The organism is Bradyrhizobium sp. SBR1B, assembly GCF_014198205.1.
In the GTDB taxonomy this organism is placed as follows: Bacteria; Pseudomonadota; Alphaproteobacteria; order Rhizobiales; family Xanthobacteraceae; genus Bradyrhizobium.
Window position 1 is genome coordinate 17,703 of the sequence record NZ_JACIHC010000022.1, and the last position, 20,805, is coordinate 38,507.

At 58.8% G+C, this 20,805-nt stretch carries 12 protein-coding genes and 1 tRNA gene; 9 read left to right on the plus strand and 4 right to left on the minus strand.

Annotation, left to right across the window (positions count from 1 at the left end):
• Window positions 1-7 precede the first annotated feature (7 nt).
• Window positions 8-1,633, minus strand: a complete 1,626-nt coding sequence (locus GGD61_RS34755; protein ID WP_183231976.1) for a flagellar hook-length control protein FliK — start codon at window positions 1,631-1,633, stop codon at window positions 8-10.
• A gap of 343 nt (window positions 1,634-1,976) precedes the next feature.
• Between GGD61_RS34755 and mnmA the strand changes: the two genes are divergently transcribed.
• From mnmA to GGD61_RS34775, 4 genes are all read left to right on the plus strand, one after another.
• Window positions 1,977-3,158, plus strand: a complete 1,182-nt coding sequence (gene mnmA / locus GGD61_RS34760) for a tRNA 2-thiouridine(34) synthase MnmA (protein WP_092260470.1) — start codon at window positions 1,977-1,979, stop codon at window positions 3,156-3,158.
• Between the two features lie 20 nt (window positions 3,159-3,178).
• Window positions 3,179-3,817 (plus strand): class I SAM-dependent methyltransferase, encoded by a 639-nt coding sequence (locus GGD61_RS34765; RefSeq protein ID WP_018318408.1) that lies wholly within the window; start codon window positions 3,179-3,181, stop codon window positions 3,815-3,817.
• A 144-nt stretch (window positions 3,818-3,961) separates the two neighbouring features.
• Window positions 3,962-4,318: a hypothetical protein gene (locus GGD61_RS34770; protein WP_092260472.1), complete on the plus strand. Its 357-nt coding sequence runs from the start codon at window positions 3,962-3,964 to the stop codon at window positions 4,316-4,318.
• A 276-nt stretch (window positions 4,319-4,594) separates the two neighbouring features.
• Window positions 4,595-4,671, plus strand: a tRNA-Met gene (locus GGD61_RS34775).
• On the opposite strand, the gene GGD61_RS34780 is transcribed toward GGD61_RS34775, so the two are convergent.
• Window positions 4,628-6,283 carry a recombinase family protein gene (locus GGD61_RS34780; protein WP_183232044.1) on the minus strand — a complete coding sequence of 552 codons (1,656 nt, stop codon included), beginning with the start codon at window positions 6,281-6,283 and terminating at the stop codon, window positions 4,628-4,630. The genes GGD61_RS34775 and GGD61_RS34780 overlap by 44 nt on opposite strands.
• 2,835 nt (window positions 6,284-9,118) lie before the next feature.
• On the opposite strand from GGD61_RS34780, the gene GGD61_RS34785 reads away from it, so the two are divergent.
• The 5 genes from GGD61_RS34785 (at window position 9,119) to GGD61_RS34805 (ending at window position 18,059) form a co-directional block, all read left to right on the plus strand.
• Window positions 9,119-9,388: a hypothetical protein gene (locus GGD61_RS34785; RefSeq protein ID WP_183231977.1), complete on the plus strand. Its 270-nt coding sequence runs from the start codon at window positions 9,119-9,121 to the stop codon at window positions 9,386-9,388.
• A gap of 2,209 nt (window positions 9,389-11,597) precedes the next feature.
• On the plus strand, window positions 11,598-11,864 hold the full coding sequence (locus tag GGD61_RS34790; RefSeq protein WP_246786120.1) for a hypothetical protein: 267 nt from the start codon (window positions 11,598-11,600) through the stop codon (window positions 11,862-11,864).
• Between the two features lie 732 nt (window positions 11,865-12,596).
• Window positions 12,597-13,469 carry a 3-methyl-2-oxobutanoate hydroxymethyltransferase gene (panB, locus tag GGD61_RS34795; protein ID WP_183231979.1) on the plus strand — a complete coding sequence of 291 codons (873 nt, stop codon included), beginning with the start codon at window positions 12,597-12,599 and terminating at the stop codon, window positions 13,467-13,469.
• 13 nt (window positions 13,470-13,482) lie between these two features.
• Entirely contained in the window at window positions 13,483-14,334 is an 852-nt protein-coding gene (gene panC / locus GGD61_RS34800) for a pantoate--beta-alanine ligase (protein ID WP_183231980.1), read from the plus strand.
• 623 nt (window positions 14,335-14,957) lie between these two features.
• Window positions 14,958-18,059, plus strand: a complete 3,102-nt coding sequence (locus GGD61_RS34805) for an efflux RND transporter permease subunit (protein ID WP_183231981.1) — start codon at window positions 14,958-14,960, stop codon at window positions 18,057-18,059.
• Window positions 18,060-18,343: 284 nt separating this feature from the next.
• On the opposite strand, the gene GGD61_RS34810 is transcribed toward GGD61_RS34805, so the two are convergent.
• Complete coding sequence (locus GGD61_RS34810; protein ID WP_312012778.1) at window positions 18,344-19,330, minus strand: GDP-L-fucose synthase; 987 nt, start codon at window positions 19,328-19,330, stop codon at window positions 18,344-18,346.
• Complete coding sequence (gene gmd / locus GGD61_RS34815; protein WP_183231982.1) at window positions 19,318-20,409, minus strand: GDP-mannose 4,6-dehydratase; 1,092 nt, start codon at window positions 20,407-20,409, stop codon at window positions 19,318-19,320. Before gmd ends, GGD61_RS34810 begins: the two co-directional genes overlap by 13 nt.
• Window positions 20,410-20,805 lie beyond the last annotated feature (396 nt).

Below are 20,805 nucleotides of genomic sequence, written 5' to 3' on the forward strand. Positions count from 1 at the left end.
TACTCCTTTACACTCTGATGTCGACGCCGCTGCTCGGCCCGTACATGCGGCCATAGCCCCGCCCGACGGGTGCGGCGGCAACAGTGTCGTCCTCGCTGATGATCAGCCGGCGGGCATTGCCGCCATTGTCGTTGTTCTGGCCGGAGTTCTGGCCCGATGAATTCTGGTCGCGCAGGCTGAAGGACAGCCCGTTGCTGCCGGACTTGAGGCCGGCATCGTCGAGCGCGCGCTGCAATTGCGGCGCGTCCTGGCGCAGCATCTGCAGCGTCTCCGGCTTCTCCACCGTGAGATGCGAGGTGACATTGCCGTTGCGGTCGACATTGATGCGGACGTCGATGCGGCCGAGCTCGGCCGGGTCGAGGCTGATGTCGAAGCGGGACTTGCCGGAGCGGATGGCGGCCGCGATCTCGATCGGCACGCCGTTGATCGGCACCGCCGTCGCGCTGGCCGCGGTCGCGGTCAGCGTCGCGGTCGAAGCGGACGCGGTCGAGGTCGTGTTGGTCAGCGGCGCCTGCATCGCGGAGGCGGCCTGCGCGCTGGTGTCGGCGGTGTTGAAGGCGGCGTGCGCATTGGCATGGGCCTGGGCGGCGGGTGCAGCCGGAATCGCGTCGGGCGTCCGGTCCGCTGCGCCGGGCTTCGCTTCGGTCGCTGCGCCATCTGCCTGCGGCTTGGCGCTTTGCGCATGCGCGTCGGCATTGGCGGTCGCGGTGCCCGGCGCTTGCGTCGGGGCGGGGTTCGCCGCGCCGGCGTCCTGGCCGATATTGGAGACGTCGGACTGTCCTTGCGCGGTGGCGACGGCGGCCTGGAACGAGGTCTTCGGCGTGCCCTGGTTGACGGGGATCAGCCCGCCGGTCGCCTTGGCGTCGGTCGTGGCCGCGTCGGTTGCTCCGGTCGCGGCATCGGCCAGCGTCGCGGTGGTGTCGGCATCGACCTTGGCGCCGGCGGTCTTGGCGCTCTTGTCGGCGGGCGTGGCGGTGTCGGTCTTGGCGCCCGCGATCTGCGCCGCGGTCGAAGCGCTGGCGGCGATGCCGGCGGCGGCGATTGTCAGCGGCGAGGCGGTGGCGGCCTGGTTCGCCGCCGCGTTGGGATCGGCCGGGACGACCGGCGCGGCAACCACGATCGCGTTCGGATCGGGCACGGCCTGCGCCGCGTCGGCCGGTGCCGTTGTCGCGGCATCGATTGCGGCGGTGAGCGTGTCGGTGCCCTCGGTCTGGTCGTCCTTGGTTTTCTCGGATGCATCAGCCGATTTGACGTCTGACGCCTCGGACTTGTCCTTGACCGTGCCGGCGTCCTTGGCCGCATCGGTGGTCGTGTCGTTCGCCTTGTCGTTCGTCTTGTCGTTCCTGGTGGGCGCGGAGGTGTCGGTGTCGTCGCTCGCCCTGCTCTGCGAGGATTGATCGGTGGAGGAGGTGTCGCGCGGGCCCTTGTCCGCGGAGGACGAATCGTTCCGCCGCGGCGCGCTATCCTGGGCCTGCGAGGCCGCATTGGTGTTGATCGCCTGGGTGTTGCTGTCGACCAGCGACCCGAAGGAGTCGTTCGCGGACGGCTCCCTGGTGCTCTGCGACCGCGCAGGCTTTTGCTGCGCGCTCGACACTTGCACGCTGGCCACGACATCTGACGTACGACTGACCACAGGCGACCCCTTGGAAACATCTTCGGCGTCAGGGGAGCAAGGAGCGGGCCAGTGCCCTTCCAAGTATATTTATGTAGCAAAATCAATGTCTTGAAGATTTAGGCCCGTCGCCGCAGGGCCCGCTGCGACCCCGCCATTTCTGCCTCCCCGGCAAGAATTGCCCTAAGCTGGCCGCCCCCGTGATTGCTTCACCGGAATGCCGCCTATATTAAAGAGGTTACTCTCAGCCGCTTTCGACCGGGCAGTCGTGCCTTGCGGGAACTATAGTTCCCGGGGATCGCCGACGTCCCGCGAGAAGCATGAAATCGCGGATCGCCGCACGCCGTCACAACCCTTAAGGCCCATGCTCAACAGTCTGGATCTCGAAGGCCGTCCTGAGGACACCAGGGTCGTTGTCGCCATGTCGGGCGGCGTCGATTCCTCGACGACGGCTGCGCTTCTGAAGGCGGAAGGCTACGACGTCGTCGGCATCACGCTGCAGCTCTACGACCATGGCGCGGCGACCCACCGCAAGGGCGCCTGCTGCGCCGGCCAGGATATCCACGACGCCCGCGACGTCGCGGCAAAACTCGGCATTCCCCATTACGTGCTCGACTACGAGGATCGCTTCCGCGAGTCCGTCATCGACAATTTCGCCGACAGCTACGCGCTCGGCGAGACGCCGGTGCCGTGCATCGAGTGCAACCGCAGCGTCAAATTCCGCGACCTCCTGAAGACCGCGCGCGAGCTCGGCGCGCAGGCGCTCGCCACCGGCCATTACGTCGCCTCGCGCCGCCGCGAAGACGGCTCGCGCGCGCTGGTCTGCGCGGCCGACGCCGACCGCGACCAGAGCTATTTCCTGTTTGCGACCACGCAAGAACAGCTCGACTTCCTGCGCTTCCCGCTCGGCGACATGACCAAGCCCGAGACGCGCGAGCTCGCGCGCCGCTTTGGCCTGTCCGTCGCCGACAAGCACGACAGCCAGGACATCTGCTTCGTTCCGACGGGCCGCTACACCGACATCATCACGCGGCTGCGCCCCAACGCGATGGACCCCGGCGATATCGTCGATCTCGATGGACGCGTGCTCGGCCGGCACAACGGCATCGCCAATTTCACCGTCGGCCAGCGCCGCGGCCTCGGCATCGCCGCCCACGCGCCGCTGTTCGTGGTGCGGCTGGAGGCCGCCACCCGCCGCGTCGTCGTCGGCCCGCGCGATGCGCTGAAGATGCACCGCATCGCACTTCGCGACGTCAACTGGATCGGCGGCGGCGACATCGACCGCGCCATCGGCGCCGGCCTCGAATTGTTCGTGCGCGTGCGCTCGACCCGCAGCCCCCAGCCGGCATGGCTGCGCGGCAGCGATGGTCATTACGAGGTCGAGCTCGTCGCCGGCGAGGAGGGCGTCTCGCCCGGCCAGGCCTGCGTGTTCTACGACGCGCCCTCAGGGCAGGCGCGCGTGCTCGGCGGCGGCTTTATTCAGAGCGCCGCCGCGAAGGTCGCAAGCAACGCAGCGAGGCCGCTCGCTGAAGCGGTGCGCGGCTAAAAAAATACCGGGGCAGGGGCATGGCAGCAGACATCTCGCGGGCCGGGGTCGAGAAGGCCTATGGCCGCTGGGCGCCGGTCTATGATCTCGTGTTCGGCAAGGTGTTCGACGCCGGACGGCAGTCGACCATCGCAGAGGCGGACCGCATCGGCGGCCGCATCCTCGACGTCGGCGTCGGCACCGGGCTTTCGCTCTCCGACTATTCGCGCACCACGAAAATCTGCGGCGTCGACATCTCCGAGCCGATGCTGCGCAAGGCGCAGGCGCGCGTGCGTGCGCTTCGGCTCTCCAATGTCGAAGTGCTCTCGGTGATGGATGCGAAAAACCTCGCCTTCCCCGAAAACTTCTTCGACGCGGTGGTGGCGCAATATGTCATCACCGCCGTGCCCGATCCCGAAGGCACGCTCGACGAGTTCGTGCGCGTGCTCAAGCCCGGCGGCGAGCTGATCCTGGTCAACCACATCGGCGCCGAGACCGGCCCGCGCAAGCTGTTCGAGCTCGCCTTCGCCCCCGTCGCCCGCCGCCTCGGCTGGCGCCCGGAATTCCCGTGGGCCCGCCTCGAGGGCTGGGCCGCCAGGCACGGCGGCGTCACGCTGGCCGAGCGGAGGCCGATGCCGCCGATGGGGCACTTTTCGCTGATCCGCTACCACAAAGCCTGATCGCGGTTTGCCCGGCGTCCTGCCAAGCCGGCAGTGCGCTTCCTTCCCCGCAAGCGGGAGAGGTGCACCGAGAACGCGGCGAATAGCCCGATCACATCGCATTCCCACCGGGAACAGGCCGCGCTTCCTGCGCGTTTCCCTCCCATGCGCACGACATCAAACATCATCCTGGCCAGCCTGCTGATCGCCGCCTCCGGCAGCGCGATCGCGCAGGCGCCGCCCGCCCCGGCGACGCCGCCGCAAGCGACCGCGCCGCCATCCCCGCAACATGCGGCCAATTGCGCCCCGCAGGACCGCCCGAACCGCCAGGCCGATGGCACCACCACCGGCCAGTCCCGGGAACCGCTCGGCGACAGATTGGCAAAGTCCGACGGCGTGCTGTGCCCGCCCGCGGGCGTCGACCCCGAGATGCACGCCCCGGCCCCCGAAACCGGCGGCAACACCCCGGTGATCCCGCCCCCGGGCAGCCCCGGCGGCGACCCCAACGTGCGGCCGAAATAAGCGATTTCACGCCTTCGCGCCCTTCACCTCTCCCCGCCTGCGGGGAGAGGCCGGAGCGCGTCGGAGATGCGATCCGGGTGAGGGGGATTTTCCACGAGTCCGGTCTTCAAATGGGCAAATCCGGCGCCCAAATCGGCCGTTTCTCGCCATCTTGTCCCGCCGAAGCCTTGGCGAAGGCAGAAGCTTTTAGCGAAGGCGGATTGACTTACGCCCGCCCCCTTCTTTATATGCCGCGCGTTCGCGAGATCGGCCATAGCAGCCGTTCGCGGGCCCTGTGGCGGGGTAGCTCAGCTGGTTAGAGCACGGGAATCATAATCCTGGGGTCGGGGGTTCGAGTCCCTCTCCCGCTACCACCTTTCCCCACACTCCTCTAACTTGGTTGGGAAAGGCATTTTCGAGTACGGCGTTTAGCCGGCCTGCTATCTCGACGGCTACCCCACCCGGGCGTTCCGGATCACGGAACACAGTGACGGTCTCGACTAAGTCTCTGATGGCTTCTGCAGCCTCTCCATCCCCCGCATTAATACTTTTACCTAGTCCTTCTTCAAGCCGACCTAGTTGCTCCTCATAGCGTTTGAGGATGGCCGGATGCAGCGCAATTTCGTTCGGGGCAGGCGGCTCTCTTTGCAACTCCTCAGATATCCTCTTTCGTTCGGCATCTAAGGCAGTCGATCGCGGCCCTAGAACGGATGGATCGCCATGTCCCTTCGCAATCGCATCCACAAGTCGTTCAATTTCCCGAATTATTTGCCCTAGCTGCTGCTCTAGTCGGTGCCGCTTTGCCTGTGATTTAGCTAGGAGGCGCTTCCGCTCCTCAAGATAAGTTCGTACGTATTCCGAAAAGACCTTTGGCGCACGCAGTTCGGCCCTGAGCCCGCTGAGGACTGCACTTTCGACCGCGCCTAAATAAAAAGTCTTGGCGTCAGAACATGTCCCGCTCTCCTTCGCCGCGGAGCAGCGAATACGAACGCGCCCCGACTTGTCGCGTCCATTGGTTGCCATACCCGAACCGCATGAGCCGCAACGGAGCAGTCCGGACAGCATCCGACGAGGCCGACGCTGGTGGCTGGGATGGATGTGGCGGCGCTCTTCCTTGCGTTGCTGAGCGGCCGTGAATAGCTCTGGACTCACAATTGCAAGATGCGGCACTTCGGTCATCTGCCAGTCACTTTTCGGGTTAGGACGTGACAGGCGCTTTCCTGAGTCTGGGTCCTTCACCATCCTGACCTTGTTCCAGACAAGGCGCCCCATATAAAGTTCGTTCAGCAGAATGCCGGCGCTCCTCTCATGATTGCCATTGATTGTCGAGGCATTCCAAGCTCGACCCCGCGGGGGTGATATCCTCTCTTTGTTGAGATCATGCGCGATTTCCCGAGGCGTACAGCCGTCCACGTACTCCTGAAAAATGCGCCGGATCACTTGTGCCTCGGTCTCGACAACTGCTCGCTCGCCGCTTCTTCCAGGGATCGGAGCGTACCCGTATGTCAGACCCCCGCCCGCCAAACCTTGCTTGACCCGCCCTGCTTGGCCGCGACGCACTTTGTGCGCATTGTCCTCACGATAGAGTTGTCCGACCAAGCCGCGAAGGCCAACCAGCACGGTGTTAACGACCCCCTCGTGGACAGCCCGGATTTCGATCCCGAGAAACGACAGCCGTTTATGAATGCCCGCGAGGTCTTCCATGTCGCGCGAGAGGCGATCGAGCGCCTCGACTATCACCACGTCGAAGGACCTCTCCCGCGCCTGCTCCAACATTCGCAGGAGGCCTTCGCGGCCCATAACAGACCCGCCTGAACGAGCCCGATCTTCGTGGGTACTGACAACGGTTAAGCCTTCCCGCTCGGCATAGCCTTGACAAAGCGAAAGCTGATCCTCAATCGATCGCTCGTTCTGGAGATCGGTGGAGAATCGAGCATAGATCGTCGCTCTTTTCCCTATCGTTTCGATCGAAGAACTGTCTTTCATGATCTTCCCTCGCGGCCAAACGGGCAAGTACTCGCGCGAGGCGTAAGATCGCCTTGTCTGGATTCGCCTGCAAGGGAAATTTGCAGTCAGCTTCCCGCACGATCGAACCCCTAGGCCATCGCACCGCTCAACGACCTGCAAGCACCTGAGAATGCGCCACTCGACAGGAGGTGGGAGAGATTAATCATTTCGACCATCCTGCTCGGATGATCACCGAGTGCAACGGCGGCTATGAGCTGGCCGCAGAATCGGATGCTTAAGCGAAGAAAAGGAAAGACGAGAGCGGCTTTGCTTTCGCCGAATTAATGCTGCTGAAAAGGCCACGTCGCTATCTTGCGAATTCCAGCTGGTCTAGGCTCAGTCACGTGGCATTGTTCCAGCTATCGATGTCGCCGCCAGTTCGCTCGGATTGGAGCCTGTCATTGACGCAGGCGAAGAGGTGGCTGATGGCTCAATGTACGTAGGCGGGCCCAATCCAGGCGCTTGGAAATGCTCCTGGCGCCGCCTTGGATCGACGGCCGACTGCGGCTAAACCCTGAGCATGGATTTTGTGTGAAAACCCGGGACCGGGAGGATAGTTCAGTCTTGGACATAGAAGCCGTGGTGCTTCTCTTTGAAGACCCTCGAGGACTCCCGCGTGCATGGCATCCGACGCTTCTTGCCTTGCCTGACCCAATCTCGCCGTAGCTGAGAGCCGAACTCTAGTGAGGACTATGTTGTTCCCTGCAGTACAGCTCCCAAACGGCATCTTGGCTTAGGGGCCGCCGGCACACGGCAGACCACGCGCTCATCAAGACGTTGGGAGCTAACCTTCAGGTTGACATGAGCGACCGCGGAACTCGTTGGCGGTCGCATGATAGAGAGCCTACCGATCCTATCTGGTAGGTGCCTTGCAGGGCTTTTCTATTCTACATCGGATGCCCGTTATTCCTGCGCCGCCGCTTAGTGGCTGGCACCAATAGGTATGCATACAGCTTTCGGGTTCGACAGGACAAGGGATGATACCTGGCATAGATGTGGTGAAAGCGAGCTTTGGTGAATTTAGAAAGGCTTGGTTCGATTACGACAATAATCGAGCTGTCATTCTCTTCCCAATTCCCTCCGGTATAGAACAGACATTCAGACATACCCTCATAGGCACTTGGCGCAACCGCAACAAGCATCTTGCTCGCTACGATTTTTTGCCGAATTTTGTCTCAGATGAAGGACGCAGATACTACAGCGAATTCTGCGAGACGCCTTCGGGTTCTGACATTTTGGTATTCCTGAGGGACGGCCGGTGGTTACATGTACGCTCCATTGATCCGGAAGTCGCCAATCAGATCCGTGCCTACTGTGAACAAGCCAGAAGCTCATCATTATCCCGTCACGATAAGGGGTAAAGTTTGGTGCGGGGGCAGTAGTCGTCGCCACAACCAATCGTCTCACCTCAATTCTCCGTCAACCAGTTCAACCGACCAAATCTGGCAGGTGCGTTGCGGGATTTCTCGAGGATAAAAGGCAGAGCGCCCCGGGCAGTCGCCCAAGGGTGCGGGGAGGCAGCGTTGCAGTACCGCGACGCTGGCGGAGCGAAGTTGGTGGCGCACGTGATAGGGACAGCGCTTTCCAAGGGCCTCTTCGACGAGCGCCGAGTCACCTGGTCATTGACTTCGCTGGCAGCGCGGAGCCGGTCAATGCAGAGTCGCTTTGAACAGCGGGTCGCCGGCCCGCGCTACCTCCCTCTAATTTTTGACCCTACGGACATCGCGATCTGAAGAATAACGACACATTCCTTGGCCGGCATCTCATGCGCTGCGGCGTTGCCCAGCGACACGGAAAGCGGCTGAGATCGCCTCTTTCAGCAGTATCTCGAGCAGCAACTCGACTTGCTCCCTCTTAGATCCGATAGGTCACAGCTTCCATGACATCAACTAAGCTGCAGAGGAAGCAGACTTATTGCTGATGCCGTCAACGCCTGCCGATTACGTCCCTTTGGGGTCCAGGACGTGGGCGGATCTTTACTGCAAATCAGAGATCGCAGATGAGTCGAGATTTTTGGCGAGAGCGAAGAGGTAAACGCGTAAAGCCACTAGCCCACCGAAGCATTGTGCGTACGCAAGGTTCCGTCCGATTGACGTGGTCACAGAAATCTTGGCGAGCGGTGATGTCGACGAAGGCAGCCCGCTTCTCTTTCCGGCCAATTTTCGCAGCCGAGCGGATAACCTCAAGAATTGATCTCCTCACAGCATCACATGCGAAGTCTCCAAACCCACAGCGAGAGATCCTGCGAGAATTCGGGGCGGTCGCAAAATATGCGCCAAAGGCCGCTTGCATCGCCCCAGCTGTCATCGCAGCGCTTACGTAACTTCATTTTTGGGAACGCAAGCTGTTTGGCCGACCGCAGAAATCGCGACTACCGTAGCGTGCTGCCGCTATGCGAGGTCAGAAGCTCACGATCGACGAAAAAGGCCTCGTTTCGCGGGCGCTCGGCGCTCAGACGATGGTTTATGAACCGACCGCGCAGCCCCTGGGCGCAGAGACCTAGAGGCCTCTGAAAACTTTGATTGCGTTCGTCGGTAGGCCGCCCCTTCGGAGCGAAGTCACTACCGAATTCGCGTTATAACGCAATCTCCGCTCCCCTGAAAACAAGTTCGCAGGTTTCTCCCATGGCTGAGGGCCGAATCATCGTTTTCCGGGAAGACCGCAACAATCGGAGCCGGCACTTCGGCTATATCATCGACGCTGTGCTTGGCAGGAGTTGCGACCGTGAGCTAACCGTCTACTTTGATGAGCGCGATCTCGTCGGCTGCGGCACGAGCGAGATAGACGCGCCGCATACGAGGGTTAGCTTTGATTATGGCATACGACGTATGGGGCGAAACCCTCGCGCCCGGAATGTCCAGCTGCTGCAAACGCCTGAAACGCTTGGCCGGCATCAAGCCGAACGATCGCGGCTACTACGGCTTTCTGCATGCGGATGGCGAGGCACAGGATCATTATTTCACAGACCGAACTGTGATCAATTGCGACGTTCCGCTTTTAGTCGGCGCGCGAGTGAGGTTCTGGTATGACGACAACGGCGCTAATGGGCGTGCATACCGCGTTGAACCGGTAGAAGAAGAATAAAAATACTGGCCGAACATCCTGATCGCTACTGCTGAGCACCCCGATCCCCAATCCCTTGACGTCGGGCGGCGCTCCTATGAAATTCTTCCTTTCATTTATTCGATGCCGCGCGCCTGCATAAGCGCCTTGGGATCGAAGCGCTGGTTGCAATTCTAAATGCCGAGGTCTCAAATCGGCAATCGTTTAAACTAGAGCCAATCGGTCGGGGACCCGCGCCATTGGTGCCCATCAAGTACGTTGACGATATTCCGTAGCGTTTCACGGACAAACGACGCGCGAACTGGTCATCGCATGTGCGCGGCGAGGGATCCAGGGAGCGCAAGATCGCTGGCATGGTGAACGCTAGGCGATCGATGCAATCAACAACTGAGCGACGAGCGCCTGGAGTCTTCGTTGGTATCCGAACTTGGTCGGCTTCACGATGGCAGGACATTCCCAGGTCGTTCCAGCCATTATGACGAAATGCGGCGGCTGCGTGTTACCTTAGGTTGTGCTCGCTCCTTCTTAGGGCAGCTGAAGACATCATGTGATCGTTCTGGAGGTTAAGCGGCGCTAACTCGCTCGGTCGTCAAGTCTGGTCACAATTTATTCGTTTAGTGTGTAAGACCACCAATGCTGGTAGGTCACCCAAGGCCCCTCTCACGCTAAAGTCTCACGGTACCCTGAGGCGACGAGCCTCACGGGAAAGCGGGGTGGGCTAGTCTTATGATCCCCCGAGGCTACCTACAGATCTAGTGGAACGTGATAGTACCTTCCTTTTCTAATTGGGGTGCCTAGTCATGTCGCCCCTAGCTGTCCTGCGAAGCGGATGCGGCAGAGTTGGCGCGTTTATCCATCCTCCCCCGGTGCAATAGACGCCGAGTCGCATCCGCGCAGCCTCTCCAAGCGTCGATTGTGTCAAGCGTTAGCGCCTGCAGGCTGATGGCCGTGATGGAGCCTGACAACTTCATTTTGAGGGATCGGAGCCATGCATCGATTTGAGAAACCATCGTGGAAGGTGGCCCGGCAAGCGGCGCGAGGCATTTGCGCTTGAAACCAACTGATGCGCAATCCGATTGGGCAATCCTGCTCCGTCGAAGAACCGCACCTGAAGTCATGACGCCATTAATCTCAAATTAGCAGTGGACTGGGCGAACGCCAAACCGGCGCGTAGGCCCCCTGCCGCTGTCGTCAAGCACGCCGAATCTATTGTTTGAGGCGTAAGCGAAGCGGCCGAGGTGGGCCACATTTCGTTTGTGAAGTTGAAGTCCAAGTCTGTCAGCTTTCGGTAAGCCAGCTTCGATAAAGAGCGGACGGGTTTAACGAGGGCGTGGCAGGGACGGCACATGAGCTGAAGGACCACCATGTGCCGAGTTACGCTTCCGGTAAGCTCATTGCAGTGCGGATGCGGCAGGGACAGTGCCTCAAGATGCCCCCAGGCCTCAGGCGCCGAGCCGCGTTCGCACTGCTCCAAACTCAAGGATTGGGTCTCGTTCCGCCAATTTCGCTCGTTTATTAAGCCATGCGCACTCCATCTGTTTCTTGCCCCTGCGTGAGGCAGAGTCTGGAGGTTAGCTGAGTGGCAGGGACAAAGCGCTTCCCCGCGTGGAGGAAAGCCTCCGAATCAGCTTCTCATAAATTCAGCTGGCAGTGCGGGCGGGGTAGGGACAGCGTCTGCTCCAGAGCAACCAAGCGGCGCCGAGTCGCGCCCGCACTGCCTCCGATCAATCATCACCATCTCTCTGGAAGAGAACGATAATGCCTGACTAGATTCTGTTGCTGTTATCCTGGTGCAATTATGTCCGCCAATTGGGGAACGATGACCGATAGCGACGCCAGTTCTTCAACGTGGTAGCTCCTGTCGCGGCTTTCGAGCTCTCGGATAATCTTACTAACGCACTTCTTCTATCGCGCTGCGTCTGGATACTCCGCCAACATTTCGCGTCGGTCGTGAGCGTTGGCCTTTTATTCTCTTTTGCCGCGCACGCGTCTGCACGTGCTGTGTCTCCAAGTTGTTCAAGGCAGAGACCCACCCTAGGAAGCCGCTGACGAGGATGAAACCAACCGATTTTGGTAGGTGCCCTTCGGTACTTCTCCAAGGTACTACTTTGTAGCCCTGAGAATTTGAGCCTCATGGGAGCAAAGGTGGCCAGCCCGTTCTTCCTGAATGGGTTGGCCACCAGCCCTTGCGACATCAGCCCGCAGGGCAGCTATAGGCCAAGAAATGCATATGTTGGAGCGGCATATCGCCTCCCTGCGGGCGCAAGCGCTTGCGGTCCTTGCAGCCAATCAGGCCCGGGCCGCCGATCAGTCTCTGGGAATATCAGACCGCAAGGTCGCCACACTTAACATCGACGAAGTTCAGGCGATGCTCGCGATACTCGATTGCATGAAGTCGAACTTGCGGCCGAAGGAAGCACGACAGATTGCCGCCCGTATACGCACGATTCTAGAAGGGGCGCACGGAAAAGCGCCGGTTCGGGTAGCATGTCTGTGACACCAGGTGTGGGCTTTCAACAACTCGTGCCTGCAAACACAAGAAAGACTTCTGGTCTTGATGGCGCAACCAAAAGGATTTTCATCCTTCTGCGGGCCCTTTCCGAGGCTCGATTTCTTTTGCTCCTGCTGAGGTTGACAATTTTCTCTCACAGTCCTTAGGAAGGTACGCGGTGCGGGAGGCTCAACGATCTTCAAATGAGAAGACAGTTCGTTGCGAGCCATGAGAGGAAGGCAACTTTCATTGTCGCGGCTCGATCAACCTCGATCCACATCCCAATTTCAGCGGCCTATTTCACTAGGGAGATTCGTTAAGGTCCGGAATAAGAGCTCCGGGGGAGCGGATATTCGCCGATGTCACTCCCCCCACGCAGCTCTCAACGGCACCGATGCGCTGATCCGTTAAGCCAGCGACCAACTCATTGCGTGCTGTTTGTCCTTGGACGAACACCAGATAGTTGAGTTGGGGCCGAAGAGACTAACCTCCGTTTGCAGCAACCAGACTGCTGATGGTCTGACATACTCGAAGAGTACGAACGCTGTGGATCCCCATTGTGACGTCGAACGCCCTCGCGCATGATCATGTCCTCTTCACCAGCCCGGACGAGACAATCGCAATGCGGCCCGGCATACGCCTCAAAGGGCTCTTCCTGGACCCGCGCAGACTTTGAACTAATTGACGAGTCAATTCGAGGCTTTGCAGCCTCGCACCGCAAAACAGACTGAGGTCCAAATGAATCACGTTTCAGAGCAGCCGATCGACCGAATTACAATTCCATTTCTGCAGCGGTGGAAACAAGACGGCCGGCGTATCGTCATGACAACTGCCTACGATGCGGTTGGGGCGCGTATCGCGGACCGTTCTGTAGATATCATTCTTGTCGGCGACAGTGTCGGTAATGTTTGCCTTGGCTTCGAAAACACGCTCCCAGTGAGCGTTGCGATGATGAACCATCATCTCGAAGCCGTAGTACGCAGTAAGCCTCGTGCTCTGCTAGTCGCCGATATGCCTTTTCTCAGCTTCCACGTCAGCGTCGAGGAAACCATACGCAACGCTGGCGGATTTCTGCAGCGAGGCGCCGCTGCGGTGAAACTCGAGGGCGGTGGCAAGAGAATCGACATGGTTCGTGCCCTTGTAGATTGCGAGATTCCTGTGATGGGTCACCTTGGTCTTATGCCCCAGAGCGTCAATGTCATGGGCGGCTTCAAAGTGCAGGGTCGGAAAGCGGACGAAGCGCTGCGGCTGCTCGACGATGCTCACTGTCTTCAGGAAGCCGGCTGTTTCGCTTTGGTGTTGGAGGGCATCCCGGCTGAGCTTGCCGCTCGAGCGACGGATTCCTTGACAATACCAACGATCGGAATCGGTGCTGGTCCTTACTGTTCCGGGCAGGTGCTCGTGTTTCACGACGTGCTGGGCCTGACTGAAGGTCATCGTCCGAAATTCGTCCGCGCCTATGTGGAAGGCTTTCAGGAGTTGCAAGATGCGCTTTCTCGCTGGGCCGCGGATGTCCGCGGTGGTGCATTCCCCGGACCGCAAGAGTCCTATCGAGTTCCGGAAGGGATTGGCGAGGCCATTGCCAACTGGGTGCCGTCCAATTCAATTTAATGTAGAGCTCGAAATGCACACAATCACCACGGTCGCTGAACTTCGCCGTACTCTTGAAAAATCTCGCAGTGCCGATCAACGGGTCGGCTTCGTGCCGACGATGGGCTATTTGCACGATGGTCACTTGGCGCTCATCGCGGCGAGCCAGGCACAATGCGATGTGACCGTCGTAAGCATCTTCGTCAACCCGACTCAGTTCGGACCAAATGAAGATCTCAGCAGCTATCCGCGCGACTTCTTGCGTGATGAAGAACTGTGCCGCGGTCGGTGTGTCGCGATCCTCTTCGCGCCCGGCGCGCATGAAGTTTATCCGATCGATTTCCAAACCTTCGTTGAGCCGGGCGATCTCGCGAAACCACTGTGTGGATCCTTCAGGCCTGGACACTTTCGCGGCGTCGCGACTGTCGTATCCAAGTTGTTCAACATGGTGCAGCCGGATGTTGCGTTTTTTGGGCAGAAGGATTTTCAGCAATGCGCCGTCGTGCGTCGTATGGCAATTGATCTCAATCTCCCGATCAAAATTGTCACCGTACCGACCGTTCGCGAGCAGGATGGCCTCGCGATGAGCAGCCGCAACCGCTATCTCAGCGAAGAAGAGCGTCAGCGGGCCCTTGCGATCAGTCGTGGACTATCCGCAGCGCTGGACGAATTTTGCTCGGGAGAGCGCCACGTTGAAAAGCTGATTGCAGTCGCGAAGAAGCATTTAGAGGCAGTCGACAGGCTACAGTATCTTGAACTTATTGATGGTGACACTCTCAAAGCTGCGGACAGTCCACTGCACCGTTCCGCGGCGCTTTGTGCGGCCGCTTACGTCGGCTCAACACGGCTGATCGACAACGTAATATTGGCGTTGCCAGCTCAGTAGCGCAATGCGTAGCCACACTGCTTCCTGGATATTGAGCTGAGATAAAAGCTCGTCTGTTCGGAGAGGCATCGGGCAGGCACCAATGGGAGAGCTACGAGCCGGCTCTGTTCGGCGGGCTAGCGAAGCGGTAGCGCGTGCGCAGAATCAGCGGCCCTTCGACAAACCTTTGTATAGTGCTTCACAGCCGTTGCTATATCACCTACTTACCTTTGTAGAGTTGAGCATCGGTTAGATCGTTGTACTTTCGATGTCGAATCTAGATCAGCCGATCTGATGGGCGGAGCGAAGTCTGAGCTGGTGCCTTGTAAAGAAGTCGGCGCGTTTCAATCAGCTGTTGAGACGAACATCTGAGTCGGCCCCGTTTGGCCGATAGCAACAAAAAGGGCAGGAGCTTCATAGTTGTCGAGATCGCGATCCTGCCAGATCAGCGGAACAGCATTCAATTCAGCGACGAAAATGTGTTGCGAAATGAGACGTCTTCGCTCGCGTGCGTCTGAGCTGTTTATAGCAGCCAGTAACGTGTCGCTCGTGCTGGCCCCTCTGGTTCAGTCGCCGTCTCGATGATCATCGTCGTGGTGAAATTTGCGGGCGAATTTGCATTACAGGGTTAAAGGACAAGTTTCATGGCGTTTACCGAGCTTTTCATCAAGCGCCCGGTACTGTCTATCGTCATCAGTCTCTTGATCTTGCTGACCGGCCTGCGTGCTGCCACCCTACTGCCGATCCGGCAATATCCCAAGCTATCCAATACGGTCATCAGTATCACGACTTCCTATCCTGGTGCCTCCGCGGATATGATCCAGGGGTTCATCACCACACCCCTCGAGCAAGCAGTCGCGTCCGCTGAGGGCGTTGACTACATCACGTCGTCATCGGTGCTTGGTACCTCGACCATTCAAGTGCACGTCAAGCTTAATTTTGACTCCAATGAAGCGCTCACGGAGGTGCTCTCCAAGGTTAACTCAGTCAAATACCTGATCCCGAAGGAATCCAACGATCCGGTTGTCACGAGGTCGACCGGTCAGATCACGCCTGTCATGTTTATCGCATTCTCCAGCGAGGAACTTGCCGCGAGCGCGATCTCCGACTACCTCTCGCGCGTGGTGCAACCGGTTATCTCAACCGTCGACGGCGTGGCAGCAGCAGAGATGCTAGGTGGCCAGAGTTTTGCGATGCGAGTGTGGCTCGATCCTGCGCGAATGGCCGGGCACGACGTGTCACCGGCTGAGGTTTCAGCTGCAATCGCCGCTAACAACTTCCAGGCTGCGGCCGGCCAGATCAAAGGCTTTTTCACTATCTCCGATGTTACGGCCAATACTGATTTGCGGAGTGTCGATGAGTTTAAGCGGATGATCGTCAAAGCAAAAGACGGTGGACTTGTGCGCATCGAGGACATTGCGTCAGTCGAACTTGCCGCGCAGACGACAGACACTAGCGTCACGATGAACGGCGAGCACGCAGTCTTTATAGGTGTTCAGGCAAGCCCGCAGGGCAATCCGCTAAACATAGTGAAGGGCGTTCGAGCATTGCTTCCGGAACTCGAGCGCAGCCTTCCGCCATCTGTGAGGATGAAAGTGGCCTACGACTCTACCGCATTTATTCAATCGTCTATCGACGAGGTGGGGAAGACACTCATCGAGGCAGCCGTCGTCGTGTTGATTGTGATCTTTCTCTTCCTGGCATCGGTGAGGTCGGTCATCATTCCGCTGGTCACTATTCCGTTGTCGCTCATTGGCGTTTGCACCATGATGTTAGCATTGGGGTTTTCATTTAATCTGCTGACTCTCCTTGCGATGGTTCTCGCGATCGGTCTTGTTGTGGACGACGCGATCGTGGTGGTCGAGAACATTCATCGTCATTTGGAAGAAGGTGCGACGCCCCTAGCGGCGGCGACAAGCGGCGCGCGCGAGATTGTCCGTCCCGTTATCTCCATGACGATTACCTTGGCTGCGGTATTTGCCCCAATTGGCTTTCTCGGCGGCCTGACAGGCGCGCTATTTCGGGAGTTCGCGTTTACGCTGGCGGGAGCGGTTATTGTGTCTGGTGTAATCGCTTTGACGCTATCGCCCATGATGTGCTCGCTATTCCTAAAGCGCGCCGATGGGGGACGATTTGCGATGCTTGTGAACCGCGGCTTCGGTGCCGTAACACGATGGTATGGCCGCAAGCTCGACCGCTCGCTTGACTATCGCCCAGTTGCTGGTCTGTTTGCGCTGACCATGTTGGGCCTTGTTGGCTTTCTCTATATGAATATTTCCAAGGAACTCGCGCCGGAGGAGGATGAAGGCATCGTATTCGCGCTGATGAAAGCGCCGAAATACGCCAATATCGACTACCTCGACTATTACGGCACCAAGCTTGGAAATATGTTCAAGAAGTTTCCAGAGACCGACCTCAGCTTCGTACTCAATGGTACTAGCGGAACGCAGAGCGGCATGGCCGGCATGTTGCTTAAGCCGTGGGATGAACGCAATCGATCATCGAGTGTACTAAAGTCACTTGTCCAGACAGAACTATCCAAGATCGAGGGCGTTAACGCTTTTGCCTTTAGCTTGCCCCCCCTTCCTGGTGGTTCAGATGGCTTACCAGTGCAGATGGTCCTAAATTCGACGCTGGGCTTTCAATCCATTTACGAGCAGATGGCGAAGCTAAAGGATGCCGCGCAGAAGAGCGGTCTTTTCGTGGTGAGCGACTCCGATCTCGAGTTCAACCAGCCGGTGGTACGAATCAAGGTTGATCGATCCAAAGCTAATGAGCTTGGCATTACCATGCAGACGATCGGTAACGCGCTCGCCACCCTACTTGGGGGAAACTACATCAACCGCTTCAACTTGCAGGGCCGATCCTACCAGGTGATCCCGCTGGTGCCGCGGGAGGAGCGCTTAGCTCCGCAAGCAATCGGTAGCTATTATGTGAAGACTGCGACCGGATCGATGCTTCCGCTGTCCACCGTAGTTTCGACGGAGACCGCGACCGATCCTAGCGCGCTCACCCACTATAACCAGCTCAATAGCGCGACGTTTCAGGCCGTGCCAATGCCCGGCGTGACGATGGAGAAGGCTGTGGATTTCCTAGAAGCGGAGGCGAAGAAACTTCCCGCGGGATTCAGTCACGACTATCTGGCCGACGCCCGCCAGTATGTGCACGAGGGCAACCAAATCGCGATTACGTTTGCATTTGCACTGATCATCATATTTTTGGTGCTTTCAGCACAGTTCGAAAGTCTGCGCGATCCGCTCGTCATTTTGATCAGCGTGCCAATGGCAATCGTCGGCGCCTTGCTTCCGCTATTCTTCGGCTGGGCGACTATGAACATCTACACGCAGGTTGGACTGTTGACACTGGTCGGGCTGATTTCCAAGCACGGCATTCTGATGGTTGAGTTCGCCAATGAGCTTCAACTCAGGGAGAGGCTTGACCGTCGCTCGGCCATCGAGATGGCGGCGCGCGTCCGATTGCGGCCGATCTTGATGACCACCGCGGCAATGGTGGCTGGATTCATACCCTTGTTGACGGCAACGGGAGCTGGAGCGGCGAGCCGCTTCTCGATCGGGCTCGTCCTCGCCGCTGGCATGTCTGTTGGCACGCTGATTACGCTGTTCGTGCTCCCAGCGCTCTACGTCGCGATCGCTTCCAACCATCGTGGCGCTGCGAGCTCAAATCGTGCGAACCTTGCCGAGCTCGACTTTACAAGCACTTCAGATGCGGAGATGGCCAAGCAATGACCATCACAGCGTTTCTCTGCGAGGTGCAATAGGATCACTTCACGTTTCAAACGTATTGAGATCTTCGCGTAATTGCGTAAAGGATATAATATCCCTTGCTGGGCACTCGACGTGGTGATCCGCGGCCGGCCGCTAGTTTGGAGGTGGGTCGGAGAGTCTCTGCTGCTGAACCTCGAAAGCCAGTTTCGCTGGGGCAAAAGAAAACCAAGGCTCGCTTGTTAGAAGAGGGGGACTATCAATTCGAGCAAAGCGCATCCCGAGATAACAGGTTACTTTGCTATGATCTAATTCGGGTTGCAGACTGCTTTATCGAGATCAAGCCGATCACTCTGCTGCCGTCGATCGCTCTCAGTTCGAAAAGCTTGGTATGCTAGCTCAATTCCGTCCTTGAGGGAGGTGGTGGCACGCCAGCCGAGCCTCGACAGCCGACCAACATCGAGCAGCTTGCGCGGCATTCCGTCGGGGCGCGACGTATCGAAGCTGATCTCACCGCGAAAGCCGACGGCGGCCGCAATCATGAGTGCCAGCTCGGCGATGCTGCTGTCGTTGCCGGTGCCGATATTGACTGGTTCCGACGAGGAGTAGGTCTTCATCAAATAAACGCAGGCGTCGGCGAGATCGTCGACGTAAAGAAATTCGCGGCGTGGCGTGCCGGTTCCCCACACGACGACATTGTTGGCGCCCGATATCTTGGCCTCGTGGAACCGGCGGATCAGACCGGCAAAGACGTGGCTATATTCAGGGTGATAATTATCACCGGGGCCGTACAGATTGGTCGGCATCACGCTGATAAAATCGGCGCCATATTGGCTGCGATAAGCCTCGGCCATCTTGATGCCAGCGATCTTGGCGATGGCATAGGGCTCGTTGGTCGGCTCCAACGGGCCGGTCAACAGGTAACTTTCCCGCAGGGGCTGCGGCGCCAGCCGCGGATAGATGCAGGAGGAGCCGAAGAACATCAGCTTCTGGGATCTGTTGGCATGAGCCGCCTGGATCACGTTGCTCGATATTGCCAGATTGTCGCGGAGGAACTCGGCGCGAAAGGTGTTGTTCGCGACGATGCCGCCAACTTTGGCGGCCGCCAGGAACACGACCTGCGGCCGCTTCGCAGCGAACCAAAGATTCACTGCGGATTGGTCGCGCAGATCAACCTGGCTGCGCGACACCGTCAATAAATCGACCTGCTCGCATGCAAGTCGGCGCATCAGCGCTGCGCCGACCATGCCGCGATGGCCAGCGACGAACACCGTCTTGCCTTTCAGCTCAAACACCGCGCTGTCCCATTTACTGCGTCCTTTCTGGCTTGGATGAGATCGCTAACGACCATTTCCTTTACCAATTGTGAGAACGGCGTCTTCGGTGCCCAGCCGAGTTTCGCGCTCGCCTTGCTGGGGTCACCGATCAGCAGATCGACTTCGGTCGGACGGAAATAGGTCGGATCGACCTGCACCAGGGTCTTGCCTGTCGCTTTGTCGACTCCGATTTCCTCGATGCCCTTGCCGCGCCATTCGATGCAGCGACCGACCTCAGCAAACGCCAACTCGACAAACTCTCGGACCGATCGGGTCTGGCCGGTCGCGAGCACGAAGTCATCGGGCTCGTCGACCTGCAGGATCCTATGCATGCCCTCGACATAGTCGCGGGCATGACCCCAGTCGCGCTTAGCGTCGAGATTTCCGAGATAGAGCTTGGTCTCGATGCCGACCTCGATGCGGGCGACCCCTCGCGTGATCTTGCGTGTCACGAACGTCTCGCCGCGGATTGGACTCTCATGGTTGAATAGGATGCCGTTGGAGGCGAACATGCCATAGGCTTCACGGTAGTTTACCGTAATCCAATAGCCATAGAGTTTGGAGACGGCATAGGGAGAGCGCGGATAGAATGGCGTGGTTTCCTTCTGTGGCACCTCTTGCACAAGGCCGTAAAGCTCTGAGGTTGAAGCTTGATAGAAGCGCGTCTCCTTTTCCATGCCGAGGATACGGATGGCTTCCAAGAGGCGCAGCACACCAACTGCGTCCGCATTGGCGGTGTATTCCGGGCTCTCAAAACTGACCTGGACGTGGCTTTGGGCGGCCAGGTTATAGATCTCCGTCGGCCTGATCTGCTGGATGAGCCGGATCAGATTGGACGAATCCGTCATGTCCCCATAGTGCATTAGGAACGGCACGTCGTCGGCATGCGGATCTGTGTAGAGATGATCGACGCGCGCCGTGTTGAAGGAGGACGACCGGCGCTTGACCCCATGCACCGTGTAGCCGAGACAGAGCAAATGCTCGGCGAGATATGCGCCATCCTGCCCTGTAACGCCTGTGACCAACGCAACGCGCCGCTTTGAATTGTGAGCCGTCATGGTCTCCCTTAGTTTTGGGAGGAAAGAGTCTCGCGCTGAAAATCATTGCGAAGCCGCTTCCTGGAAGATCTAGATCCACACGCGGCCCCTCGATTGAAGCGCGATCGTAAGCCCGAGTCATACACACCATGCGGTAATCCACACCATATACATTGATTTATAGGCCAACCTGCTTACTTGGCAGGGTGGCTGGCAAAGAGGATAGGCCTATTACCCTCGTTGACTGTCGCATCGCTGTTTATGGCGTTAGCCATGCTGGCCTTTGCCAAGGCCTTGGTCATGGAGACGGAAGTCAAGGGAACGCGTCGACGATGATCCTGAGCAGGCGAGATGAAGTGTAAGCGCCATCACGTCCGACCTAGCGCGCTTGCCTCACTGCGATTTCCCACGAGACAG